Consider the following 23,646-nt stretch of genomic DNA (forward strand, 5'->3'; position numbering starts at 1 on the left):
TCGTCCGTTCCTTGTCAGGCCGTGCCGGCGGCGTTGAGCTTCTGGCGATACTGCTCGGCGTCCCAGTTGACCAGTTCGTCATTCTCGGCGGCCGTGAGATAGTTCAGCCGCGCCTTGCCATCCACGCGCGCGGTCACGTCGGCCAGGCAACGCTGCATGGCGTCGGCACCGGCGCTGGCGTCGCCGCGCATCAGCACGCCGGCGCCGGGAAACAGGATGGCCGCGGGCGCCGCGCCGAGGCGCGCGACGACGCCGGCCACGTCCTCGCCCGGCCTCGCCACGACCGAGCCCTGGCCAAGGAATATGACATGGTCCGGATAGAGGCTGCCGGCCTCGGCCATGTCCAGGCTTTCCGCATCGATCGCGACAGCATGCGCTTCGATATCCGCCGGCAACCGGTAGTCGCCGGCTAGCGTCGTCAGGGCGGCGATGTCGGGTGCGGCGGTGGCGCGCGCTGGCCGCGCCAGCAGCGACCGGACGCGGTGCAGCAAGGCCTGCGCGTCGGGGACGGTTTCCGCGGCGACCACCAGTCCGTGATTGCCAAGGATCAGTACGTCGACGCCGGGTCGCAATCTCTCGGCAATGCCACGGGCGAGCGGCAGGCCCGGCCGGAAATAGGGCACCCAGGCCCATTCGATGCCGCCCAGCCGCCTGGCGACCTCGGCCTCGCCATCGGCTTGCACGGCCAGCGAAATCGTGTCGACGCAGTGGACGTGCAGAACCACGCGTTGTGGCATCAAGGCATGCACCGTGGTCTCGATCGACGGACGCAGGCCACGCGGATTGAGGTCTTCGATGGCGAAAGCCTGTGGCTTGTCGGCGGCCGGGTCGCGCCGGTCGACGGCCTCCAGCAGCGGCGCCATCGCCACCGGCACCATGATGTCGTCGCTGAGCGCGTCCTTCAGCCAGGTGCCCGAAGCCTTGATCCACAGCGTGTCGCCGGCCTTCAGCGAGGTGTTTCCGCCCGCCGCCTGCGTCATATGCGGGTTCAGCCCGATGCTGGCCGAAAGCGCCCGCAAGGCAGCCAGTTCCTGTGCATCAGCTTGGGTTGCCATGGCCCTTTTCTCCAACGCTTGCACAAAATCCCATCGTCGGGACCGGTGTTGGCGTTGGTATCGCAGATGTGAGTGATCTGCGTCAATAGTGATCTACTATCGTCAAAAGCGGCTTGCAATCCAACTAATGTTGAGTAAGTTGCACCAATTGCCATAGAAATGGCGTCAGGGAGGAAAGGTTGAGCGACCTCGGCCGCCAGCGTCAGATCGTCGAATTGCTGCGGGATCGCCCGTTTGCCTCCGTGCGCGAGTTGCAGGAGCGGCTCGGCGTTTCGGCGGCGACGGTCAGGCGCGATATCGACCGGATCGACGAGGCCGGTGAGGCCCGCAAGGTCTATGGCGGCATTTCGGCGCTCGATGGCGCCTCGCATGCGGGCGTCGCCTATGCCCGGCCCTATGACGAGAACCGCGACCTTGCCGTCGAGGCCAAACGGCAGATCGCGGCGGTCGCCGCGACCATGGTGCGCGATGGCGACGCGGTCATCGTCCATGGCGGCTCGACCTGCTTCCATCTAGGCGTCAAGCTCGCCGACCGCAACATCCGGCTCTACACCAATTCGATGCCGCTCGCGGCCTATCTCAGCGACCATGGCCATTGCAGCCTGACGGTTGCCGGCGGCGACCTGCACCGTGAACCCGGCATCATCCATTCGCCGACCCAGGCGACGTCCTTCTATGCCTCGAAATTCTTTCTCGGCACACAGGGGCTCAACCAGGAAGGGCTGCTGGAATCGCATCCGCTGCTGGTGCGGTCCATCGTCGAGCTCAGCCTGTGCGCCGACCAGATCGTGGTGCTGGCCGACAGCCGCAAGCTGTCGATCCACGCGCGCAACGTCGCGCTGCCGCTGTCGCGCATCGGCACGCTGGTGACCGATGACGGGCTCTCCGATGCCGATGCGCGCATGCTGGAGGACGCCGGCGTCATGGTGCGGATCGCTTCAACCTCGGGAGCCCTCGCGTGAACGTGGCGGTGCTCGACTTCGGCAAGACCAATTCGAAGCTGTTCGTCTTCGGCAAGGACGGACGCATTCTCGATGAGCGCCGGACGCAACCGAAATGGGCGCGCCAAGGCGGCTTCAGCGTGCTCGACGAGGCCGCCCTCCATAACTGGGCGTTCGGTGCCGTCGCCGACGCGGTCGAAAACCATGGTGTCGAAGGGGTGATGGTGTCGGGCCATGGCTGTACCTTCGCTCTTGTCGACGACAAGGCGCTGACCCATCCGATCCTCGACTACGAACAGGAGCCACCGGCCGAAATTGCCGCGCGGATCGACCGCCGCATCCCGGATTTCGGCGAGACGTTCTCTCCCCGCCTGCCGCTCGGCTTCAACTATGGCCGTCACATGCTATGGCTGCAGGAAGTCGATCCCGACGCGTTCGCGGCGGCGAAATGGATCCTTGGCTATCCCCAATACTGGAGCTGGCGCCTTGGCGGCCGGCCGGTCTGCGAGGTCTCCTATCTCGGCTGCCATTCGCATTTGTGGGCCCCGCGCAAACGTGATTTCTCCTCGCTGGTCGACGCCGAGGGCTGGCGTGGCCAGATGCCGGCTTTCGAACGTGCCGGCGCCGTCATCGGCGAGCAGCGCTTCGGTGGTGCCGGGCGCCCGGTCGCCATCCACAACGGCGTTCACGACTCCAATGCGGCGCTGCATGCCTATCGTCGCCAGGAGCTCGGCCCGCTGACTGTCGTGTCGACCGGCACCTGGGTCGTCGTGCTCAACCCCGACTGTCCGCTCGAAGCGCTCGACCGTGAGCGCGACATGCTGGTCAATGTCGATGTCGACGGTGCTCCAGTGCCGACCATCCGCTTCATGGGCGGGCGCGAATTCGCCGTCATAAGCTGCGACTGGCAAGGCGCGATCCCGCATCGCTCGATCCAACAGGCGATCGATGCAGACCTCATGGCGCTGCCGAGCTTCGCGGCGGGCGGGCCGATGCCGGATCGCCCCGGCCGGTTGGCCGGGCGCATGCCCGATGCTGGTGAACGCGCTGCCGTGGCGCTGCTCTATGTGGCGCTGATGATCGATCTCTGCCTCGACCTCATCCATTCCGACAATACCGTCATCGTCGATGGCGGGCTGAACACTGGCGGCTTGCTCGCCGGGTTGCTGGCGCAGCTGCGTCCCGGCCAGGGTTTCCTGCAAGGTGCTTCGCTCGAAGGCAGCGCCACGGGTGCCGCCGCGCTCGCCTTCGAGAGCGTGGGGCGCGACTTCGCCGCCGAGCTGCCGGAGCCGGTGCAGGCGACACGATTCGGCGGGCTTGCCGGCTATCGCGACGCCTGGCGCGATCTCATTGCCGGGCATGGTGCCGCCGCCAAGGCGGCGGGTGGTGCACGATGAGCGCGGCGGTGCGGACGCAGGCTACGCGCCAGCCGGTGCTGGAGATGCGCCACATCTCGAAGACCTTCGGCGCGATCCGTGCCCTGCAGGACGTCTCGCTCAGCGTCCACGCCGGCGAGCTGCATGCGCTGATGGGCGAGAACGGCGCCGGCAAGTCGACGCTGATGAAGGTGCTGTCCGGCGCCTATCGGCCGGATCCCGGCGGCGAGATCCTGATCGATGGCGCGCCCGCCGCGACGGGCGATCCGATCAAGGCGCGTGCTGCCGGCATCGCGGTGATCTATCAGGAACTGTCGTTGGCGCCCAATCTGACCGTGGCGCAGAACATCTTCCTCGGCAACGAGCCGCGCCGTTTCGGCATCGTCGACCGCGACCAGTGCAACCGGCGCGCGACCGAGATCGTCGGCCGGCTCGGCGTCTCTTTCTCGGCGCGCGCTTTGGTCTCCGGCCTGTCGCTCGGCGAGCGCCAGCTGGTCGAGATCGCCCGGGCGCTGTCGACCAATGCGCGCATCATCGTCATGGACGAGCCGACCACATCGCTCACCTCGCGCGAGACCGACCGCCTGTTCGAGGTGATCGCGACGCTGAAGGCGCAAGGCATCGCCATCATCTACATCAGCCACCGCATGGAGGAAGTCTACCAACTTGCCGACCGCGTCAGCGTGCTGCGCGACAGCGGCTATGTCGGTACGCTCGAGCGCGCCGACCTCAACGCCTCGCGCCTGGTGTCGATGATGGTCGGCCGCGATCTCTCCGCCTTCTACAAGAAGGATCATCGCCCTCCAGACGGAAAACGCGCCATCGCGCTCTCGGTGCGCGGCATGTCCGACGCGCACCTGCTGAAGAACTGTTCGTTCGATCTCCATCAGGGCGAGGTGCTGGCATTGGCGGGCCTCGTCGGCTCGGGCCGCACGGAGCTTGCCCGGCTGATCTTCGGCGCCGACAAACGCAGCGCTGGCACGATGGAGCTCGACGGCAAGCCCATAACCATCGGCTCGCCGCGCGAGGCGCTCGATGCCGGCATCGCCTACCTCACCGAGGACCGCAAGGAACTCGGCCTGTTCCTCGATATGTCCATTTCGGACAACATCAGCATGGGCGTACTTGTCAGGGACGCGCGGGCCGGCGGCCTTCGCGATTTCACGGCCGCCGACAGGCGTGCGGCAAAGGCCATTGCCGACCTGTCGATCCGCACCAACTCGGCGCAGGCCAATGCCGGCTCGCTGTCGGGCGGCAACCAGCAGAAAGTGCTGCTCGCGCGCCTTCTGGAGACCGAGCCGAAGGTCGTCATCCTCGACGAGCCGACCCGCGGCGTCGATGTCGGGGCCAAATCGGAAATCTATCGGCTGATCGACAATCTCGCCAACCGGGGCATCGCCATCCTGATGATATCAAGCGAATTGCCCGAGGTGATCGGCGTCGCCGACCGCGTGCTGGTGATGCGCGACGGCGCCATATCAGGCGAGGTGACGGCATCCGAAGGCGAGCCGCTTCGTCAGGAAGCGATCATGGAACTTGCGACGGGAGCGTCTCAGCGATGACAGACAGGACGACCGCGACGAAGAGTGTGGATCAGGCGGCGGTCAGGAGCCGGCGGCTGCGCACCACATTTGCCGCCCTTGGCATGCTGCCCGTGCTGGTGCTGCTGGCGGCCGGCTTCCAGTTCATCAACCCGCGTTTCCTCACCGGCACCAACCTGCTCATCGTCACGCAGCAATCGTCGATCAACATCGTGCTTGCCGCCGGCATGACATTCGTCATTCTGACCGGCGGCATCGACCTGTCGGTCGGCTCTATCCTCGCAGCGGCCGCGATGGTGGCGGTGCTGGTGTCGCTGGTGCCGGACTGGGGCCTGCTCGGCGTGCCGGCGGCCATTCTGGCGGGGCTCGGCTTCGGGCTCATCAACGGGCTGCTCATCGCCTATATCAGGCTGCCGCCGTTCATCGTCACGCTGGGTTCGCTGACAGCCGTGCGCGGCATTGCCCGCCTGCTCGGGCAGGACACGACGGTGTTCAACTCCGACCTGCCGTTCGACTTCATCGGCAACGGTTCGGTGCTCGGCATTCCCTGGCTCGTCGTCATTGCCCTGTCGGTGGTGGTGCTGTCCTGGCTGGTGCTGAAGCGGACGGTGCTCGGCACCTGGATTTATGCCGTCGGCGGCAACGCCGAGGCAGCTCGACTGACCGGCATCAAGGTGCCGCTGGTGCTGCTCTTCGTCTATGGCGTTTCCGGCCTGCTGGCCGGCCTTGGCGGCGCCATGTCGGCGGCAAGGCTCTACGCCGCCAACGGCCTGCAGCTCGGGCAAAGCTACGAACTCGACGCCATCGCCGCCGTCATTCTCGGCGGCACCAGTTTCGTCGGCGGCGTCGGCTCGATCTGGGGCACGCTGATCGGCGGCCTGATCATCGCGGTGCTCTCCAACGGCCTCATCTTGGCCGGTGTCTCTGACATCTGGCAGTACATCATCAAGGGATTGGTCATCATCGTGGCGGTCGCCCTCGACCGCTACCGGCTCCAGGCAGGGGCAAGAACGTGAGTGACCTAGTCGCCGGCATCAACGACCGGCTTGTGTAACGCACCGTGAGAGGCGCGGGGCATCAGGAGGAAGTAAGCGTAATGAAGACCATCGCCAAACTGCTCTGCGGCGCCGCCCTTGCGGCCGTCGCCATCGCGCCGGCATCGGCCAAGGACCTCAACAAGGTCGGCATCTCGGTCGGCCTGCTCGGCAACCCCTTCTTTGTCGCCACTATCAAGGGCATCGAGGACGCGGCCAGGAAGATCAATCCGAAGGTCGAGGTGACGTCGGTATCGGCCGACTACGACCTCAACAAGCAGGTCTCGCAGGTCGATTCCTTCATCGCCGCCGGCGTTGACGTGATCATGCTGAACGCGGTCGATGCCAAGGCGATCGCTCCGGCGGTGAAGAAGGCGCAGGCAGCCGGCATCATCGTCGCGGCCTTCGACGTTTCGGCGCCCGGTGCCGACGTCACGGTGATGACCAACAACGTCAAGGCCGGCGAGGAAGCCTGCCAATACCTGGTCGACCACACCGGCGGCAAGGGCGACTACGTCATTCTCAACGGGCCGGCGTCGTCGTCGATCCTGGAACGGGTGAAAGGCTGCAAGAACGTGCTTGCCCAGCATCCCGACATCAAGATCCTGTCTGACGACCAGAACGCCGAAGGCTCCCGCGACGGGGGCTTGAAAGTGTTCCAGTCGCTGCTCACCCGTTTCGACAAGATCGACGCGGTGTTCGCAATCAACGATCCGACGGCGATCGGCGCGGAGCTCGCCGCCAAGCAGCTCAACCGTTCGGAGTTCATCTTCACCGCGGTCGACGGCGCGCCGGATATCGAGAAGGAACTTTCTTCCGGCAAATCGATGATCAAGGCCTCGGCCTCGCAGGATCCCTATGTGATGGCCGGCCAGTCGCTCACCATGGCGGCCGACCTGCTCGCCGGCAAGAAGCCGGCCGAGGCCACCGTACTGCTCGACCCGAAGCTGATCACGGCCGAGAACCTGAAGGACTACAAGGGCTGGACCGCGGCCCGCTAAGCCTCCCAAGGCCGGTGCGGCCGGCGCGATCCGGCCGCACCATTCTCCTCGCCGCTTAACTCTTTGTTTTACGCAATTCCGGACGGAAAACCGCCACACGCTTTTCGTGGAATTGCTTTAACCGGAGACGATCATGTCGCGCATCGGAATCCATTCTTTCGTCTGGTCGGCAAGCTCGGCGCAGAACGAGCTCGAACGCACGCTGGCCAATACCAGGGAGGCCGGTTTCGACCTGATCGAATTCTCCTATCTCGACCCCGCCAATGTCGATATTGACGGGCTTGCCAAACGCATCGCCGACCTCGGCCTCGGCGTGGCGATCAGCATCGGCCTGCCGGCCGATGGCGATATTTCGAGCGCCGACAAGGCGGTCGCCGCGCGCGGCGTCGGGATCCTCAACGACACCGTCGCGCTGACGCGCGACCTTGGCGGCAGCAAGGTCGCCGGCATTCTTTCGACCAGCCATGGCCTGCAGATCGAGGCACCGACACGCGATCAATGGAACCGTAGCGCGGCAACGCTGGCAAAGGTCGCCGAGACGGCGAAGGCAGCCGGCGTCACGCTCAACCTCGAAATCGTCAACCGCTTCGAAAGCAACCTGCTCAACACCGCCGCGCAAGGGTTGGCTTTCATCGAGGACACGGGGTCGGACAACATCTTCCTGCATCTCGACACGTTCCACATGAACATCGAGGAAGCCGATGTCGGGCTCGCCATCCGCCACGCCGCCGCCAAGATCGGCTATGTCCATATCGGCGAGAGCCATCGCGGCTTCCTCGGCACCGGCAACATCGATTTCGCGGGGATTTTCGATGCGCTGACCGCAATCGGCTATGCCGACGATCTCAGCTTCGAATCCTTCTCCTCGGAGATTGTCGACGAGAACCTGTCGAAGAAGACGGCGATCTGGCGCAATCTGTGGACCGACAACATGGCGCTCGCCAAGCACGCGCGTGCCTTCATCGGCCTTGGGCTGGAAACGGCGCAACGCAAGGCAGAGCTGGTCTCGGCACGGCACAAGCCATAACCACTCCAGCTCGCGCCGGTCAGCCCGAATGTGCGGCCGTGCCTGTTTCGCATGGCACGGCATTGCCCCCGTCATGTGCATCGGCTATCCGACCCGCAGTACACATGAAGCAAACGGAGCCCGGCATGACGAACAAGACCATCCTGAAATTCGGCGCGGTCGAGCACGCGGAAGCTGGCGATCTGCCTGGCTGGATCGCGGTCGAGGGCCAACCGACCATGCAGACCGCCGTCCAGCACACGACTTCGGATGGCAAGGTGATATCGGGAACCTGGCGTGCGTCGCCCGGCACCTATCATGCGACCTACACCGATTATGAGTTCGTGCACATGATCGCCGGCCGCATCATCATCACGCCCGACGGCGGCACGCCGGTCGAGGTCGGCCCCGGCGACGCCTTCGTGGTGGAAGCCGATTTCAAGGGCACCTGGAAGATCATCGAGCCGGTGACCAAGCATTTTGTCGTGCGGGTCGGCTGAGCCGGCCCGATCACAGCCGAAGCAAGCCCGCCATGATTCGCCATGGCGGGTAAGTACGGATTGCTTTGCGCCTATTGCGGCAAGCTATCCGCCCACGACTTCACTCAACCAGCTCCGCCACCTGACCGGTTTGTTCCCGCGCGCCTTTCCGCTTCGGAGCTCTGCCGCTTTGGGTTGTGGAACATTCAGCTGCAGCCGGCGTTTTACGTCACACTGTCTTTCAGAGATGCACCGCAGTCGCGCGCGACTGCCTTTGGAGGCATTACCATGGCCCGCAACCCGCAAAGCACGGCAAGCATTGGCGGCCACCCGATCCATCCCATGCTGATCCCTTTCCCGATCGCTTTCTTCGTCGCCACCTTCGTTTGCGACCTGATCTTCTGGCGAACAGGCAATCCGGGATGGGTGAGCGCCAGTCTCTGGCTGCTTGGGGCTGGCCTGATAATGGCCGCCTTGGCAGCTCTTGCCGGGCTGACCGATGTCCTTGGCGATGTTCAAATCCGCAATTTGCGTGACGCGTGGCTCCACGCCGGCGGCAATGTGCTCGTCGTCCTGATCGAACTCTACAACTGGTACTCTCGCTATGCCCATGGCGAGACGGCGGTGGTACCCACCGGCCTGGTCCTCTCGCTGATCGTGGTTCTCATTCTTCTGTTCACGGGCTGGAAGGGCTGGGAAATGGTCTACCGTCATCGCGTGGGCGTCGCCGATGGTCCAGGCGAAGTGAGCCGACACTGAGCGCGGACGAATAGGGCCCTCTGGGCTATGCGCCATGCCCAGCCTGCCGAGCCGTCCCAGGAAGGGGCTATCGGCGACGGGTCGCCATTGCCGGACCGTGCCCGAGACCTATATCCCTAGCGAATTTGTGATCGGCCAACCCCGGAATTGTCCGCCGCACCAGCTGTCTTCCCGGTACGGTCGCGCCTCCGCGGCCAGAGGATACCCGCATGACAAGGTTCAATTCCACCAGGCTGTTGGCCACAACGACTTTGGTGCTGCTCCATCAGGGGCTGGCAATGGCGCAGATGCCGGCGCAGCAGCCGGATGCCAAGTCATTCAAACTTGGCACACTCGACATCGTCGCCCTGCACGACGCCCAGTTCGTCAAGCCCAACGACGGCAAGACCTTCGGCCTCGATCACAGCCCCGCGGAAGTCGGCGAACTGCTCAAGGCGGCGGGAGCGCCGACCGATACCATCACGCTGAGCGTCGACGCCCTACTGGTCAAATCGAAGACCAGTGTCGTGTTGATCGACACGGGTGTCGGCGGCGCGCTGCAGGACAGCCTGGCCAAGGCCGGCATCAAACCCGCTGACGTCAGCGAGATATTGATCACCCATTCTCATCCCGACCACATTGGAGGGCTGGTCAAGGACGACAAACTGGCTTTTCCCAACGCCACGATAAGGATGTCTGACGTGGAGTGGGATTTTGCCAAGTCCAACAAGGATGCGGCCGATATCATCAAGGTCATTGCCGACCATGTGAAACCGTTCAAGGCCGGCGCCGAGGTCGCGCCTGGCATCACCTCGGTGGCGCTCAAGGGACACACACCCGGCCATGTCGGCTATCAGATAAAGTCCGGAAAAGAACGGCTGTTCGATATCGGCGACACGGTGCACAGCTCAATCATCTCGCTCGCCAAGCCGGACTGGGCCGTGGCGTTCGACGGCGACAAGCCGGAAGGTGAGCAGAACAGGGCCAAGACCTTGGCCACGCTGGCCAAGGACCACGAGATGATCTTCGCACCGCACTTTCCGTTCCCCGGTATTGGGCAGATCGAGAAAGACGGCGACCGCTTCAAATGGACGCCGAGCGACAAGCCCGAGTAGGATTGATTCCAGCCATAGAACTGTCAGCTGCTTGAAGCTGAGCGCGAATGCGGTTGGCCTCAGACCGATGCTGCAAGCTCATTCGCGAAGTTGCGATAGGAGTGCAGCGGGCGGCCCAGAATCCCTGTCAAACGCTCGACGTCGCCAGCGCCAGGAAGCATGCCGTCGGCGACATAGCGCTCGGCCATCAGGCGCATTTCATAGGCCATACACTTGGGCATGATGTTCGCCAGATTCTGCTCGAACCCGGTAGGATCATCGCCGCCATAGGCAATCGGGCGGCCCAGGACATCCGACCAAATCGCCGCTACATCCGAGCCAGTCAGCGTATCGGGGCCGACCAGATTGATGATTTCGATCGGCAGCTTGTCCGGGGCCTGGTCACGACGGACCAGCTCGACGGCTGCGACCTCGGCAATGTCGCGGGCGTCGACCATGGCGATGCCCTTGGCTCCGATCGGCATCGGATAGACGCCATGGTTGAAGATGACATCCTTGATCATGAGTTCATTGTCGATGAAGTAGGCCGGGCGCAGGATAGTGGCGCTGAAGCCCATCTGTTCGATCATCCGCTCCGCGCCGGACTTCACGGCGAAATGCGGCACGTTGACGAAACGATCGCTGTGGATCACCGACAGGTAGACAACCCGCTCGACGCCCGACTCGCGGGCAATGTTCAGGGTGATGAGCGCCTGGGTGAATTCGTCCCCCGACACCGCGTTGAGCAGGAACAGTGTGTTGACGCCGGCAAACGCTTTGCGCAGCGAGTCGATATCGAGCAGTTCGCCTTGCACGACCTCTACAATGGCCGGAAAGTCAGCCTTCGAGATGTCGCGAACGAGGACGCGCACATCGGCGCCGCGCTTGACGAGCTGCTGGACGACTTGGCGGCCGACACGGCCAGTGGCGCCGGTAACGAGGATAGTCATGATTGTTTCTCCGAGTTGGGTTGCTTGACGACCCCAATATGAGTGGTTCACACATGGGCCAATAGGTGTGATATTTGAACGCAGCGTATCACTGGTGGAACACATGGATCTGGTTGCTCTCGCTGATTTCGTCATCGTGGCGCGCCACGGCGGCTTCGGGCGTGCCGCCCGCGCTGCCGCTCGCCCTAAGGCGACGCTGTCGCGTCGGGTCGCGGAGCTTGAGGCCAGCCTTGGTCTGCGCCTGTTCGAACGCGGCGCACGCATGCTCAAGCTGACGGAGGAAGGACGCGCGCTGTACGAACGTGCGGGCCGGCTGCTTACCGAACTCGACGAGACAGCCGCAGCGATCTCCTCGGGAGGTGAAAGGCCGCGAGGCAGGTTGCGGATCAGCGCGCCACTGGTTTTTTCGCAGACCGCGATGGGAAAGATCGCCGCCGGGTTCGCGCTGAAGTATCCGGAAGTCAGGCTCGATGTGTCGACGGAAGACCGCTCCGTCGACATGATCGAGGAGGGATTTGATCTGGTGATCAGGGTCAATCCCGATCCGGATGACAGCCTCGTCGGACGAGTCTTCCTGCGCGATCGGCTGGTGGTCGTGGCAAGCCCTGACCTCGCGCGGCCGCCCGGGCACCACCCCGCTCCCGCGGTCGTGCGCACGGCCGGCGATCGACCGATCTGGGCCGTGAAGACGCCCACTGGCCGGGCAACTATCGCGATCCAGCCAGTTCTGACCCTGTCATCGCTGATCATGGTCCGGGGTGCGGTGCGAGCGGGGGTCGGTGCGGGCCGCCTCCCCGTGTCGCTTGTCAGCCACGACATAGCCGACGGCTCGCTGATCCATTGGGGTGATGTCGAGGGAGGCGACATCACCTTGTGGGCGCTCTACCCGTCCAGGCGGCTGCTAAGCGCTAGGGTGTCCGCGTTCCTCGACTACCTCAAGCAGGCATTCCCGATGGGGACGCCCGATGAATTGGCCGCCTATGTCGGCAAGTGACGTGTAGAAAGCGGGTCGCCAACCGGGCAGCTTACTGCACGTAGCCATCGTAAAATTGAAAGCATGGTGATCCCGACAGGAATCGAACCTGTGACCTACAGATTAGGAATTTGTCAGACGCCGTTTCCTGTTGTTTCCAAATGCACGTCGTTTTACGATTGCGATGGTTCTAATCCGTTAAACTTGTTGATGTTTTCGTGCTTCGAAGCTATCGTGGCGTAGATAAACCAGCAGATCGAGCCAGATCGAACATCGCGCAATCGCCGTACTAATGCCGTACTAATTGTCATGACAGACCTTCGACTCCCCCTTACTGACCGCGCCATTGCAAGCCTCCAGCCGGCATCTTCGGGTCAATATTTTGCTCGAGACACCGATCTGCCGGGCTTCATGGTGCTTGTGGGCAAACGGCAAAAGACATTCGTTGTCCAGGGTGAGCGAAGGAAGGCGGGCAAGCGTCTTTCCGTCCGAATGAAAGTTGCCGAAGTTGGAGAACTGACGACGCGCGCGGCGCGGGCGAAGGCCAAGGACATTCTCGGCAAGATTGCCAACGGCATTGACCCTCGCGCGTCGACGCGCAAGCCGGACGGCGAAGCTGCAGCGGTTGATTTGCCATCGATTGCGAATCCCACGCTGCGCATTGCCTGGGAACGCTACCGTGACGGGCATATGAAGAACAAAGGGCGAAGCGATGGAACGATCAACAACTATCGTGACCACGTCGAGCGGCTGTTGGCCGATTGGCTTGACGAGCCGCTTTTCAAGCTGGGCAACGATCCTTCCCTAGTGACCGGCCGGCACGAAAAGCTCACCAAGGAGAACGGCGCCTATATCGCAAATGGCTGCATGCGAACGCTGCGCGCCCTCTACAACCACGCTCGCAAGGCTGCCCGCACGCTGCCTGCGGACAACCCCGTCTCAGCCATAGACTGGAATGCCGAACATCGCCGCAACACCGCACTCGGGCTTTCAGATCTCGAGGTATGGTTCACCCAACTCGCGGCCTTGAAGAACCCTGTTCGGCGGGAGTTGCATCTGTTCATGCTGCTCTCGGGTCATCGCCCTGAAGCGATCAGGAAGGCGCGGGTCGAGCATGTCGATTTTCGTGCGCGTGTGCTGCACATACCCAAGCCAAAGGGCGGCGAGGTCAAGGCATTCGACATACCGCTTTCGCGAGCCATGATCCGCTGCCTGGTTCGAGTGATGCGTATTGGCAGGGCTCTCTACGCCGAGCAGTCGCGTGAATGGTTGTTCCCAGCTGACAGTGAAAGCGGTCACATTATAGAACACAAAGAGAAGCGCGCTGATCTGTCGAAATGGGGGAATGACCTGCGTCAGACGTTCCGCACAATCGCCCAGGCCGCCGGCGTTGCGGAGCTCGATGTACACCTCCTGATGAACCACTCGATTCCGGGCGTCAACGCGGGCTACATCTCACGTAACAAGCTGCTGAGCGATCACTTGCGCCAGCAGCAGGAGGCCATCTCACGTCGAATGCTCGAAGCCGGTCATTCGCGACAAAGAGAAATGAAGCGTCAACCCTCTATTTGGCCCGCACTTCCAAGCAGGCGCCTGCTCTCTGATCTAATGAGCGGCAAGGATTAGTAGTTTCTACGAAGGTTCGAGTCCTGTCGGGTTGCGACAACAATTCGCGAGGTGTTCGAGGTTCGAGCCCATAGAGCGCTAGCGCCTTTCACACAACCATCGTACGACCAGTTTCGGCTTCGCCGTTGCGGCTGAGCGAAACGAGCCGCCCTAGTTACGTTATGCAGTATCACCCGCCCGTCCGTTGATCGTGCTTTAGAATGGCCGCAAGGTCCTCGACAGAGGACCGTTTTTGCGCGCAGAGAGCAACGGCGACGAACGGTGCCCATGAATTGCAATTTTCCGCCACAGGAAAAGGGTGACCGGTCTTCAATTTCAGGTCGAAGGAACGGATCGAGAAGAGCAAACGATGAAGGTTCGTTCGAGGCGGTGACGGCGGCAGAAGGCAGGTCCTAAATGTGGCGGGTCTCGTTGCCTGAGCACCGAGCGACTAAACCTAGCTTGCGGGGCGAAATGGCTTCGCGAGCGAAGCAGGAAAGTGAAGCGCCAGCATCTGGCGGTTTCGCGAAATCAGGACCAGCACCACGATCGTTGCCAGATAGGGCAGCGCCGACAACAGTTCGGACGGCACATTGAGGCCAAGCGCCTGCCCCTGCAGCTGCAGGATCGTCATGCCGCCGAACAGCCAGGCACCAATCAGGATGCGCAGCGGCCGCCATGTGGCGAAGACCACCAGCGCCAGTGCGATCCAGCCCTTGCCGGCGGTCATGTTCTCAACCCAAAGCGGCGTGTAGGCGACCGACAGGTAGGCGCCCGCCAGCCCCGCCATCAGGCCGCCAAACAGTACAGCCATATAGCGGATCCTGATCACCCGATAACCGATCGCATGTGACGTCTGTGGCGACTCGCCGATCGTGCGCAGAACCAGCCCGGCTTTGGTCCTGTAGAGAAACCAGCTGATGGCGACGAACATCAGCAGGCCGAGGTAGACCATCGGATCGAAGCGGAACAGCAAGGGCCCGAGCAGAGGCAGGTCGGACAGGAAAGGGATGTCGATGCCGTGCAGCGCCTCGATCGGATCGCTGCCGAAACCGCGCCCGAGGAAGGCCGAGACCCCTGAACCGAAGATCGCCAGCGCCAGGCCGGCGGCATATTGATTGGTCAGGAAGGTCAGCGCCAGAACGCCGAACAGCAGGGATGCGGCAGCACCCGCTAGCGCGCCGGCCATGATCGCGACGGGCATGGAAAAACCTGCCGTGACCGCCCAGAATGCAAGAGCCGCCCCCATCAGCATCATCCCTTCGATGCCAAGATTGAGAACCCCGGATTTCTCCACCACGAGTTCGCCGAGTGCCGCGAAGATTAGGGGCGTCGCGGCAATGACGGTGCCCGTGAAGATGGCAATGAACAGATCCATCAGGCTTTCTCCCGGACCAGGCGAATGCGATAGAAAATGAAGAAGTCGGCGGCGAGCAGGAAGAACAGCAGGATGCCCTGGAAAATCCGCGTCAGCGTCGAGGGCAGGCCCAACGTCATCTGCACGCCTTCGCCGCCGAGAAACAGCAGCGACATCAACAGGCCGCCGAGCACGATGCCGAAGGCGTTCAGCCGTCCGATAAAGGCGACGATGATGGCCGCGAAACCATAGCCCGGCGATATTTGCGGCGAGAGCTGGCCAAGTGGTCCGGCGGCTTCCGCCATGCCCGCGATCCCGGCTGCCGCGCCGCCGGCCAGCAGGCCGAACCACACCGCGGACGACTCGCGAAACCCCGCATAACGCGCGGCGAGCGGAGCCGCGCCGCTCACCGACATCTTGTAGCCAAGAAAGCTGCGGTCGGTGAACAACCACATCGCGATGACGGCGACGACGGTGATGAAGATCGAGGAATTGAGCCGGTAGGCCGGATCAAAGGATTGAAGCAGTGCCGCGGCCGGCAGGAGGGCCGTCTGTGGATAGTTGAACCCGGCCGGATCGCGCCACGGTCCATGCACGAGATAAGACAGGAACAAGGTGGCGATGTAGGTCATCATCAGGGTGACGAGGATTTCGTTTGTGTTCATGCGGGCACGCAGGAACGCAGGGATGGCGGCCCATGCCATGCCGGCGCCCATGCCGGCCAGGAACATCAGAGGCAATAGCAGCACGCTCTCCGGGTCTGGCCAGAATAGGCCGACGCCGCTGGCGGCAATCGCACCCATCGTAAACTGCCCCTCGGCGCCGATGTTCCAGACATTGGCGCGGAAGCCCACCGCCAGCCCGCAAGCGATCAGGATCAGAGGCGAGGCCTTCAGCAGCCACTCCGACAACCCATTCACCGAGCTGAGTGGCTCGACGAAGAACGCATGAAGCGTGGCCACTGGATCATGCCCGAGAGAAGCGAAGAAAATCGAGCCGACGATGACCGTCAGCGCGGTCGCCAAAACCGGCGCGGCCACCCGCATCGGCGCGGAAGGCTCCGGTCTTTGTTCAATCTTGAAATGCAACGCCGCCACCTCTGTTCGCCGATACGCCTTCGCTCACGCCTTGACCGGTCATCAGAAGCCCGATTTCCTCGCGGTCGGCGGTCGTGCGGACAAGTGGCGGGGACACCTTTCCCTGGCAGATGACCAGCAGCCGATCGCAGATCTCGAACAGCTCGTCGAGCTCCTCGGAGATGACAAATACGGCCGCCCCGGCACGGCTGAGATCGATGACAGTCTGGCGGATGAAGGCGGATGCGCCGACATCGACGCCCCAGGTGGGCTGTGACACCAGGAACAGTTTTGGCTTGAGCGCGATCTCGCGTCCGACGATGAATTTCTGCAGATTGCCGCCCGAGAGGCTTTGCGCGGTCGATTGCGCTCCGTTGGCCTTGACCTTGAATCTGTCGATGATGCCGGCGGCGAAAGCCTTTGCCTCGCGACGGTCGATCAGCCCCTTGCGCACCGTGCCGAAGCGGTGCGCCGTCAGCACGGCATTCTCCCATAGCGTGTGCGACGGCACGGCACCGCGCCCGAGCCGTTCTTCCGGTACGAAGGCAACGCCGAGTTTACGGCGTTCCTGGGGGCGCAGACGGGCGGCGTCGGTTCCGCAAATCCTGATCGCATCAGCGCGCTCATGGGTGCGTTCGCCGCTGAGCAGCGCGATCAGCTCGGCCTGGCCGTTTCCGGAAACGCCGGCGAGGCCGACGATCTCCCCACCATGCACATTGAAGGAAACGTCCTTCAGGTCGACGCCGAAATGATCCCGGGCCTTGACCGAGAGGCCCTTGACCTCAAGCACCGGTCTGTCGCTTGGAACCGGCGGGCTGACGTGCATTTCAGGCAGCCTGGAGCCGACCATCATGCGGGCGAGCTCCAGCGACGTCGTCTCCCTGGGGCGGGCGGTGCCGGTGACCTTGCCATTGCGCAACACCGTTGCGGTATCGCAGAGCTCCTGCACCTCGTCGAGCTTGTGGCTGATATAGACGATGCTGCAGCCTTCGGCGGCTAATTGTCTGAGCGTCTCGAACAGCTTGACCACAGCCTGCGGTGTCAACACGGAAGTTGGTTCGTCGAGGATCAAGAGTTTCGGCGCCTGCAGCAGGCAGCGCACGATCTCGACGCGCTGGCGCTCGCCGACCGACAGGTCGTGCACCTGGCGATGCGGATCGATGGGCATGCCGTAGCGGAGCGAGAGGTCGCGGATCTTTTCGGCAAGCGAGGGAAGATGAAATCCGCTGCTTGCCGACAGCGCAATGTTCTCGACCACGGAGACGGATTCAAACAATGCGAAGTGCTGGTAGACCATCTCGATGCCGAGCGCGCGCGATACCGCCGGGTTGTGGGCGACGATCGCATTGCCATCGCTGTATATCTCCCCGGAATCGGCCTGCGCCGCACCATAGATGATCTTCATCAGCGTGGATTTACCGGCGCCGTTTTCACCCAGGACAGCGTGGATCTCGCCGGGCTGGATCGACAGCGAAACGTCGTCATTGGCGACGACGCCCGGATAGCGTTTGCAAATGTTGCACAGTCTTAGACGCGGGTGCATGGCGGGTCCTGCCGTGGCGCGAAGCGAGGTTGGACGAGGCGCAAGCCGGCTGGTGCCGAAGCATCTCGCCTTCGGCGCCAGCGGCTCCTTGACGGACGATCAGCTCAGCTTGCCGATCATCCCCTTCACGAACCAGTTCATACCGCGGATGTCATCATCGGCCAGAACAGAACCGGCGGCGACCTTGACTTTGCCGTCCTGGTCCTTCAACTCGCCGGCATAGGGGTGAACCTTGCCGCTGCCGATGTCGGCCTCAAGCTGTTTCAGCTTGGCCCGGGAATCGGCGGGAATGCCTTCATTGTAGGGCGCCATCTTGACCACTCCGCCCGCCAGCCCGTCCCAACGTACTTCCGGCTTCCAGGTGCCGGCAGCGACGGCCTTGGCGGCGCCGACATAGTCGCTGGTCCAGTCGAGGACGAATGACGTCAGCTGCTTGCCCGAACCGAACTTCGCCATGTCACTGGCGTAGCCGATCGACCAGGCGCCGCCTTCGCCTGCGACCTGGACGCCAGTCGCCGTGTCCGTCATCGAGCAGATGACGTCGCAGCCCTGTGAGATCAGTGTCTTGGCCGCTTCCTTTTCCTTGCCAGGATCGAACCAGGAATTGAGGAAGATCGCGTTGCAGGTGGCGTGGGGGTTGACGCTTTGCGCACCGAGCAGCAGCGCATTGGCCGGGCCAACGATGTCGGGGATCGGGAAGCCGCCGATGAAGCCGATCTTGCCTGCTTTCGACATGTAGCCGCCTGCCGCACCGGCAACGAAAGTGCCTTCGTAGTATTTGGCCTCGAAGGTTCCGAGATTGGCGAGATGGACAATGCCGGAGCAATGTTCGAAGGCCACCTTGGAGAACCGCGGCGCCACTTTCTGCATCGGCGTTCCGTGCGAGAAGCTGGTGCCGAAGATCAGCTTGTTGCCGGCGCTGGCCAATTCGCGAAAAATGCGCTCGGCGTCCTGCGGCATGAAGATGTTGTCGATGACGGTAAGCTCGACCTTGTCGCCGAACTCGGCCTTGATGGCCGCGACGCCGAGGCTGTGCTGCTTGGTCCAGCCGATTTCAGCGACCGGGGAGACATAGACGGCGCCGATTTTCAGCACCTCCTGCGCTTGCGCTATGGTGCTTCTCAATGCCCCGGCGCCAAGTGCCGCGCCGAACGCACTGCCGTATTTCAGGAAATCCCGTCTTGTTACGTCGTTCATGATGGTAACCCTCTGTTGGTTTTTTTTATTGATGCCCGGCTTGCTGGGACCGGGTCTGTTCTTGGAAGATGGACGTGTGGATGCGTCGCCGCGTCGCCATTCCCCGGTGTTTTCGCCGGTCTTCTGAGCGGAACTGCCGTCGTTGCCCCATCGGCCTTGCCGTCGAGATAGGGTGCGAGAGCCTCGGCCGGCGTCAGCTCAGGAAACACCTCGCGGTCCATGATATAGCCGCGCACCACTGTCCGATGGTGGGTGTCGATGAGGTCCATTGCCTGTTTGAGGCGCCCTTTCTCCAGAAGGTCGATCACCCGCGAGTGGTCGTCGAGCAGGTTGCAGTAGTCGAAATCGGCGGTAATAAGCGACCGCAGCAGCGTCGTGCGACGCACAAGCTGCGCATGGATTTCCTGCATCACCTTGTTGCGACTGAGGCGCACGAAGACGGTATGGAATTCCTGACCGAGCACGTCGGCCAGTGCATCGTTGCCAGCCGCGACAGCCTGGCGCTGGCGTTCGACATGATGGCGCAGTTCGGCCCAGCCGGCGGGACCGAGACGGTCGCTCAGCTGCGCGGCGACGCCCTGTTCAACCAGGGTCAGGGCGTCGTAGATCTCGAGCGCTTCCTGCATGCTCGGCCGGGCGACGAAGGCGCCGCGGTTGCGCTCGATCTGGGCCAGGCCGTCATCGGCCAGGCGGATCAGCGCCTGTCGCACGACGATGCGGCTGACGTCGAATATCTCGGCGAGTTCGCGTTCGCCAAGTTTGCAGCCCGGCACGAGCCGATGATCAATGATGGCGCGCGTCAGCGTTTCCGCGATCGTTTGGGAGCGGCCGCTCACGACAGGGCTCTGCGCTGTTTGCAAGGCATGATTGTGATATCGTCCATATCGAACACATGCCCCTGGAGGTGCAACATATCTCGCATTCAGAATTCCATATATCGGAATGCAATCACTGCAATCTGTCAACAAAAAATCGTAATTTGCCACACAAAAACTTATTGATTGATATCCAATCTTGTGTTTCCTTCACTTGGAAACGCTGAGCTAGGTTCATGATGAAGGGCTAGCCGAGTGAGAGGGGATGCCAATGGCAACCCGTTGCAATGACCGCGAGCTTCTGAACGACTGGCATATCGTTGCCGACCGCGCGGCACTGGTTGGCGAGACACCGTTCCTGACCCGTTTGCTTGGGGTCAACCTTGCCATCACCAGCAACGATCTCCGCAAAATAGAGGTTGTACGAACGGATACCGGAGCGACGCTCAAGAGCGCTGAGCGATACGGCTTCGTATGGGCGTGCCTCGATACGCCCTGGCGCGACATCGTCTATATTCCGGAGGCCAACGAGGCGGATCGTCATCTGGTCAGTGGCGGCTCCATAGCGGTCAAGGTGTCTGGCCTGCGCGCCGTCGAGAATTTTCTGGACATGGGGCATTTCCCCTTCATCCACACTGGCTGGCTTGGCGAGGAGCCGCATACCGAGGTGGCGCCCTACAAGGTGGAAATCACCGACAAGGGCGAGGTTCTGGCGACAGAATGCAAATTCTATCAGCCTGTGGCGTCCCCGACTGCCAAGCACGGGTTTGTCGTCGACTACATCTACAAGGTCATGCGGCCCTATACGGTGGCGCTCTACAAGAGCAACCCGATCCAGAAGGAGCGGCTCGACGTGATCACCTTGTTCGTGCAGCCGGTCGACGAGGAGAACTGCGTCGCCCATCCTTACCTCTGCTATCTCAAGGAGGGCATGGAGGCGGCGACCGTGCGCAGCTTCATGCAGCTGATCTTCGGTCAGGACAAGCCGATCCTGGAGAACCAGGTGCCGAAGCGCCTGCCGCTCGATCCGCGCGCAGAAACGCCGATCCGGGCCGATGCCGTCTCGGTCTACTACCGGCGTTGGCTGCGCGACAGGGCTGTCACCTACGGCGCCATACCGGCGCAATCCTGATTTCAGCAGCGGCGATCTCGGCTCATGAAGGAATAGAACCATGGCAAAATGCTCGGATACGGTAATCCTGAATCTCTGGCACCCGATCAGCGCGATTGCCGAGACCTCTGCGTCCACCGTCGAGGAGACGGTGTTGCTTGAGGAGCGTGTCAGTTTTACCATCAGTGAGAAGGGCGAACCCGTCGTGTGGCGGTCGCGGCCGGGCTTGCGGCCAGGAGACCGGGCGCAGGTCATCGACATCGGTGAAAGGTTGCCGGCAAAGAGCGCTTATGGCTATGTCTGGACTTCGCTCGGGTCGCCGCCCGAGGACCTGTTTGCGATCCCGGAATACGCGGAAGCGGACCGACGCAAGCTCAACGCCGCCACTTTCGGTGTGAATGTTTCTGCGCCGCGCGCCATCGAGAACTTTCTCGACATGGGCCATTTCCCATACGTCCATACCGACATTCTCGGCGTCGAACCGCACACCGAGGTCAAGGAATATGATGTCGAGATTTCCGTCGACCGCGACGAGATCCTGGCGACGCGCTGCCGCTTCTTCCAGCCGATGGCTTCGACCACCTCGGACGGCGGTGCGGATGTGGACTATGTCTACCGCGTGCCGCATCCCTATTGCTCGGTGCTGTACAAATCGAGCCCGCTCGATGAAACGCGGCGCGATGTCATCGCTGTCTTTCTGCAGCCGGTCGACCAGGAGCACGTGCGGGCCCACATGCTGCTGTGTGTGCTCGACGAGGACAATGAAGACAAGGTGATCAAGCGATTTCAGCAGACGATCTTCGGCCAGGACAAGCCGATCCTCGAGAACCAAGTGCCCAAGCGTCTCCCGCTCGATCCTCGTGCGGAAACACCGATACGGGCCGACAAGTCCGCCATCGCCTACCGGCGCTGGCTCAGCCAGAAGGGCGTCACCTACGGCGTCATTCCGGTAGCGGCCTGACAAGATATTTTTGGAGACGACGAATGTTGGAAGAAGCCAGGAACAAGTGGCATCCGATCGCCGCTGCCTATGATTTGCCGTACCGTCACGTCTTCCATGGCCAGTTGCTCGGCCGGGAGTTTGCCGTCTGGCGCGCCGATGACGGCTACGTCAACATCTGGGAAAATCGTTGCCTGCATCGCGGCGTCAGGCTGTCGATCGGCATCAATGATGGTCGCGAACTGAAGTGCCAGTATCATGGCTGGCGCTATTCCAACCGCACCGCCGGCTGCACCTATATTCCGGCACATCCGGCCGACGCGCCGGCCCGTACCATCACCAACCGCACCTTTCCGGCCGTGGAACGCTACGGCCTCGTCTGGTCGTCCGAAGAGCCGAGAGGCGAGGTTCCGGATTTCTCCGGGCTGCCAGAAGGCAAGTTGCTCGTCTTGCGTGGAATCCCCGTCAATGCGCCGGCCGAAAAGCTCATGGAGCGACTGAAGGTCCATCGTTTCCAGCCCAGCGCCGCGATCAACGGTGACGGCGCCGAGATCCAGGTTGAAGCCGTGCAGGATTTTGCCGTGGCGCTGCGCTCAGTGGACGGCAGCGCGCGGACACAGGGTGTCTTCTTCGTCCAGCCCGTCGATTCCAACCGTTCGGTCATCCGTGGCGTGCTGGATCAGGATACTAATGGGGCCGCGCGGATCGCCATCCTGCGCCATCACAATCAGCTTCTGTCCAAGCTGCGCGATGAAGCGGAGCGGGAGGCTGCGAACGCATCGGCGCTGGCGCCGATCGAGCCGATCTACGAAAAGGTCTCAGCCGAACTCGCGGAGATGCCGGAATTGATGACGCATGGCCGCAAGGCCGCACTGCGGGTCACGGTGGCGAGGAAATGGCAGGCGGCCGACGGCATAGCCGGATTTGAGCTTCGCCCGATCAAGGGCCTTCTGCCGACCTTCCAGCCAGGCGCTCATATCGATGTCCACATGCCCAATGGCGAGATCCGGCAATATTCGATCACCAACGGACCGGGCGAAACCGACAGCTTCGTTATCGGCGTGAAGCTGGAAAGAGATTCGAAGGGCGGTTCGAAATGCATGCACGAGACCGTTCGCGAAGGCGACGTGCTGGCGATTTCGGAGCCGCGCAACAATTTTCCGCTACGCCGCGATGCGATCAAGACCCTGTTCATCGCCGGCGGCATCGGCATCACACCACTGCTGGCCATGGCGCAGGCCTTGAAAAATCAGGAGCTGACGCACGAACTTCATTATTTCGCACAAGGAAAAGAGCATCTCGCCTTCTCCGATCGCCTGCAGCGCCTCGGTTCGCTCGTGCCGCACCTCGGCCTCGGCCCGGAGCAAACAGGCGCCAAATTGCGTGAGCTGCTTTCCCCGTACCAGAACGGCATGCATCTTTATGTCTGTGGTCCCGGGCCGATGCTGGAAGCTGCCCGAAGGACTGCGGCCGAGCAGGGCTGGCCGGACACCGCGGTGCATTTCGAATATTTCAAGAACACCAACAAGATTGACGACAGTTCCAGCTTCGAGGTGGCCCTGGCGCGCTCCTGCGTCACGCTCAAGGTGCCCGCCGGCAAGACCATCATGCAGGTGATGCGCGAGAACGGCATCGATGTGCCGTCGTCATGCGAGCAAGGTGCCTGCGGCACCTGCGTGGCGACGGTGATCGAAGGGGAGCCTGACCACCAGGACGTCTACCTGAACGATGCCGAGAGAAAGGCCGGGATCAGGATCATGACCTGTGTGTCGCGCGCCAAATCGGCGCGCCTCGTGCTGGATATATAGGAGCCG

The 23,646-nt window shown here is 62.6% G+C and carries 21 protein-coding genes; 14 read left to right on the plus strand and 7 right to left on the minus strand.

Annotated features, from left to right (window positions below; all coding sequences use genetic code 11):
• Positions 1 to 14: 14 nt before the first annotated feature.
• Entirely contained in the window at positions 15 to 1,055 is a 1,041-nt protein-coding gene (locus LB554_RS24720; protein WP_224587385.1) for a class II aldolase/adducin family protein, read from the minus strand.
• Between the two features lie 179 nt (positions 1,056 to 1,234).
• On the opposite strand from LB554_RS24720, the gene LB554_RS24725 reads away from it, so the two are divergent.
• The 9 genes from LB554_RS24725 (at position 1,235) to LB554_RS24765 (ending at position 10,286) form a co-directional block, all read left to right on the plus strand.
• The gene (locus LB554_RS24725; protein ID WP_015315477.1) at positions 1,235 to 2,017 is read left to right on the plus strand and encodes a DeoR/GlpR family DNA-binding transcription regulator; all 783 of its coding nucleotides are present in this window, start codon (positions 1,235 to 1,237) and stop codon (positions 2,015 to 2,017) included.
• A complete protein-coding gene (locus tag LB554_RS24730; protein ID WP_224587386.1) occupies positions 2,014 to 3,393 on the plus strand; it encodes an FGGY-family carbohydrate kinase in 1,380 nt (459 codons plus the stop codon). The genes LB554_RS24725 and LB554_RS24730 overlap by 4 nt, the downstream gene beginning before the upstream one ends.
• Positions 3,390 to 4,934 carry a sugar ABC transporter ATP-binding protein gene (locus LB554_RS24735; protein ID WP_224587388.1) on the plus strand — a complete coding sequence of 515 codons (1,545 nt, stop codon included), beginning with the start codon at positions 3,390 to 3,392 and terminating at the stop codon, positions 4,932 to 4,934. The genes LB554_RS24730 and LB554_RS24735 overlap by 4 nt, the downstream gene beginning before the upstream one ends.
• On the plus strand, positions 4,931 to 5,929 hold the full coding sequence (locus tag LB554_RS24740) for an ABC transporter permease subunit (RefSeq protein WP_140720180.1): 999 nt from the start codon (positions 4,931 to 4,933) through the stop codon (positions 5,927 to 5,929). The genes LB554_RS24735 and LB554_RS24740 overlap by 4 nt, the downstream gene beginning before the upstream one ends.
• Positions 5,930 to 6,009: 80 nt before the next feature.
• Complete coding sequence (locus LB554_RS24745) at positions 6,010 to 6,948, plus strand: ABC transporter substrate-binding protein (RefSeq protein WP_015315481.1); 939 nt, start codon at positions 6,010 to 6,012, stop codon at positions 6,946 to 6,948.
• Positions 6,949 to 7,081: 133 nt separating this feature from the next.
• Positions 7,082 to 7,975 carry a sugar phosphate isomerase/epimerase family protein gene (locus LB554_RS24750; protein WP_224587390.1) on the plus strand — a complete coding sequence of 298 codons (894 nt, stop codon included), beginning with the start codon at positions 7,082 to 7,084 and terminating at the stop codon, positions 7,973 to 7,975.
• A 125-nt stretch (positions 7,976 to 8,100) separates the two neighbouring features.
• Positions 8,101 to 8,454 carry a cupin domain-containing protein gene (locus LB554_RS24755; RefSeq protein WP_015315483.1) on the plus strand — a complete coding sequence of 118 codons (354 nt, stop codon included), beginning with the start codon at positions 8,101 to 8,103 and terminating at the stop codon, positions 8,452 to 8,454.
• 267 nt (positions 8,455 to 8,721) lie between these two features.
• Entirely contained in the window at positions 8,722 to 9,192 is a 471-nt protein-coding gene (locus tag LB554_RS24760) for a DUF2231 domain-containing protein (protein WP_015315484.1), read from the plus strand.
• Between the two features lie 209 nt (positions 9,193 to 9,401).
• On the plus strand, positions 9,402 to 10,286 hold the full coding sequence (locus LB554_RS24765; RefSeq protein ID WP_224587393.1) for an MBL fold metallo-hydrolase: 885 nt from the start codon (positions 9,402 to 9,404) through the stop codon (positions 10,284 to 10,286).
• 59 nt (positions 10,287 to 10,345) lie between these two features.
• Here LB554_RS24765 and LB554_RS24770 read toward each other — a convergent pair whose 3' ends face one another.
• On the minus strand, positions 10,346 to 11,215 hold the full coding sequence (locus LB554_RS24770) for an SDR family oxidoreductase (RefSeq protein ID WP_224587464.1): 870 nt from the start codon (positions 11,213 to 11,215) through the stop codon (positions 10,346 to 10,348).
• Between the two features lie 103 nt (positions 11,216 to 11,318).
• On the opposite strand from LB554_RS24770, the gene LB554_RS24775 reads away from it, so the two are divergent.
• Together LB554_RS24775 and LB554_RS24780 are read left to right on the plus strand one after the other, a co-directional pair.
• A complete protein-coding gene (locus LB554_RS24775) occupies positions 11,319 to 12,209 on the plus strand; it encodes a LysR family transcriptional regulator (RefSeq protein ID WP_140616791.1) in 891 nt (296 codons plus the stop codon).
• 288 nt (positions 12,210 to 12,497) lie between these two features.
• Positions 12,498 to 13,814: a tyrosine-type recombinase/integrase gene (locus LB554_RS24780; protein ID WP_224587395.1), complete on the plus strand. Its 1,317-nt coding sequence runs from the start codon at positions 12,498 to 12,500 to the stop codon at positions 13,812 to 13,814.
• Between the two features lie 436 nt (positions 13,815 to 14,250).
• On the opposite strand, the gene LB554_RS24785 is transcribed toward LB554_RS24780, so the two are convergent.
• The 5 genes from LB554_RS24785 to LB554_RS24805 form a co-directional block, all read right to left on the minus strand.
• Entirely contained in the window at positions 14,251 to 15,171 is a 921-nt protein-coding gene (locus tag LB554_RS24785) for an ABC transporter permease (RefSeq protein ID WP_224587396.1), read from the minus strand.
• On the minus strand, positions 15,171 to 16,238 hold the full coding sequence (locus LB554_RS24790; protein ID WP_224587398.1) for an ABC transporter permease: 1,068 nt from the start codon (positions 16,236 to 16,238) through the stop codon (positions 15,171 to 15,173). The genes LB554_RS24785 and LB554_RS24790 overlap by 1 nt, the downstream gene beginning before the upstream one ends.
• On the minus strand, positions 16,222 to 17,769 hold the full coding sequence (locus LB554_RS24795; RefSeq protein WP_224587399.1) for an ABC transporter ATP-binding protein: 1,548 nt from the start codon (positions 17,767 to 17,769) through the stop codon (positions 16,222 to 16,224). Before LB554_RS24795 ends, LB554_RS24790 begins: the two co-directional genes overlap by 17 nt.
• Positions 17,770 to 17,868: 99 nt before the next feature.
• Positions 17,869 to 18,966: a BMP family ABC transporter substrate-binding protein gene (locus LB554_RS24800; protein WP_224587401.1), complete on the minus strand. Its 1,098-nt coding sequence runs from the start codon at positions 18,964 to 18,966 to the stop codon at positions 17,869 to 17,871.
• A complete protein-coding gene (locus tag LB554_RS24805) occupies positions 18,963 to 19,802 on the minus strand; it encodes a GntR family transcriptional regulator (protein WP_224587466.1) in 840 nt (279 codons plus the stop codon). Before LB554_RS24805 ends, LB554_RS24800 begins: the two co-directional genes overlap by 4 nt.
• A 250-nt stretch (positions 19,803 to 20,052) precedes the next feature.
• On the opposite strand from LB554_RS24805, the gene LB554_RS24810 reads away from it, so the two are divergent.
• From LB554_RS24810 to LB554_RS24820, 3 genes are read left to right on the plus strand one after another with little or no spacing between them, the layout of a single operon-like run.
• A complete protein-coding gene (locus tag LB554_RS24810; protein WP_224587404.1) occupies positions 20,053 to 20,913 on the plus strand; it encodes an aromatic ring-hydroxylating oxygenase subunit alpha in 861 nt (286 codons plus the stop codon).
• A 40-nt stretch (positions 20,914 to 20,953) separates the two neighbouring features.
• Positions 20,954 to 21,853: an aromatic ring-hydroxylating oxygenase subunit alpha gene (locus LB554_RS24815; protein ID WP_224587406.1), complete on the plus strand. Its 900-nt coding sequence runs from the start codon at positions 20,954 to 20,956 to the stop codon at positions 21,851 to 21,853.
• Positions 21,854 to 21,876: 23 nt separating this feature from the next.
• Complete coding sequence (locus tag LB554_RS24820; RefSeq protein ID WP_224587408.1) at positions 21,877 to 23,640, plus strand: Rieske 2Fe-2S domain-containing protein; 1,764 nt, start codon at positions 21,877 to 21,879, stop codon at positions 23,638 to 23,640.
• Positions 23,641 to 23,646 lie beyond the last annotated feature (6 nt).

Source organism: Mesorhizobium sp. CO1-1-11 (assembly GCF_020164995.1).
Taxonomy (GTDB): domain Bacteria; phylum Pseudomonadota; class Alphaproteobacteria; order Rhizobiales; family Rhizobiaceae; genus Mesorhizobium; species Mesorhizobium australicum.

Coding starts and splice junctions, on each gene's coding strand:
- LB554_RS24720 (WP_224587385.1), bottom strand. CDS start 1,055: ATGGCAACCCAAGCTGATGCACAGGAACTGGCTGCCTTGCGGGCGCTT.
- LB554_RS24735 (WP_224587388.1), top strand. CDS start 3,390: ATGAGCGCGGCGGTGCGGACGCAGGCTACGCGCCAGCCGGTGCTGGAG.
- LB554_RS24740 (WP_140720180.1), top strand. CDS start 4,931: ATGACAGACAGGACGACCGCGACGAAGAGTGTGGATCAGGCGGCGGTC.
- LB554_RS24745 (WP_015315481.1), top strand. CDS start 6,010: ATGAAGACCATCGCCAAACTGCTCTGCGGCGCCGCCCTTGCGGCCGTC.
- LB554_RS24750 (WP_224587390.1), top strand. CDS start 7,082: ATGTCGCGCATCGGAATCCATTCTTTCGTCTGGTCGGCAAGCTCGGCG.
- LB554_RS24755 (WP_015315483.1), top strand. CDS start 8,101: ATGACGAACAAGACCATCCTGAAATTCGGCGCGGTCGAGCACGCGGAA.
- LB554_RS24760 (WP_015315484.1), top strand. CDS start 8,722: ATGGCCCGCAACCCGCAAAGCACGGCAAGCATTGGCGGCCACCCGATC.
- LB554_RS24765 (WP_224587393.1), top strand. CDS start 9,402: ATGACAAGGTTCAATTCCACCAGGCTGTTGGCCACAACGACTTTGGTG.
- LB554_RS24770 (WP_224587464.1), bottom strand. CDS start 11,215: ATGACTATCCTCGTTACCGGCGCCACTGGCCGTGTCGGCCGCCAAGTC.
- LB554_RS24775 (WP_140616791.1), top strand. CDS start 11,319: ATGGATCTGGTTGCTCTCGCTGATTTCGTCATCGTGGCGCGCCACGGC.
- LB554_RS24780 (WP_224587395.1), top strand. CDS start 12,498: ATGACAGACCTTCGACTCCCCCTTACTGACCGCGCCATTGCAAGCCTC.
- LB554_RS24785 (WP_224587396.1), bottom strand. CDS start 15,171: ATGGATCTGTTCATTGCCATCTTCACGGGCACCGTCATTGCCGCGACG.
- LB554_RS24795 (WP_224587399.1), bottom strand. CDS start 17,769: ATGCACCCGCGTCTAAGACTGTGCAACATTTGCAAACGCTATCCGGGC.
- LB554_RS24800 (WP_224587401.1), bottom strand. CDS start 18,966: ATGAACGACGTAACAAGACGGGATTTCCTGAAATACGGCAGTGCGTTC.
- LB554_RS24810 (WP_224587404.1), top strand. CDS start 20,053: ATGGCAACCCGTTGCAATGACCGCGAGCTTCTGAACGACTGGCATATC.
- LB554_RS24815 (WP_224587406.1), top strand. CDS start 20,954: ATGGCAAAATGCTCGGATACGGTAATCCTGAATCTCTGGCACCCGATC.
- LB554_RS24820 (WP_224587408.1), top strand. CDS start 21,877: ATGTTGGAAGAAGCCAGGAACAAGTGGCATCCGATCGCCGCTGCCTAT.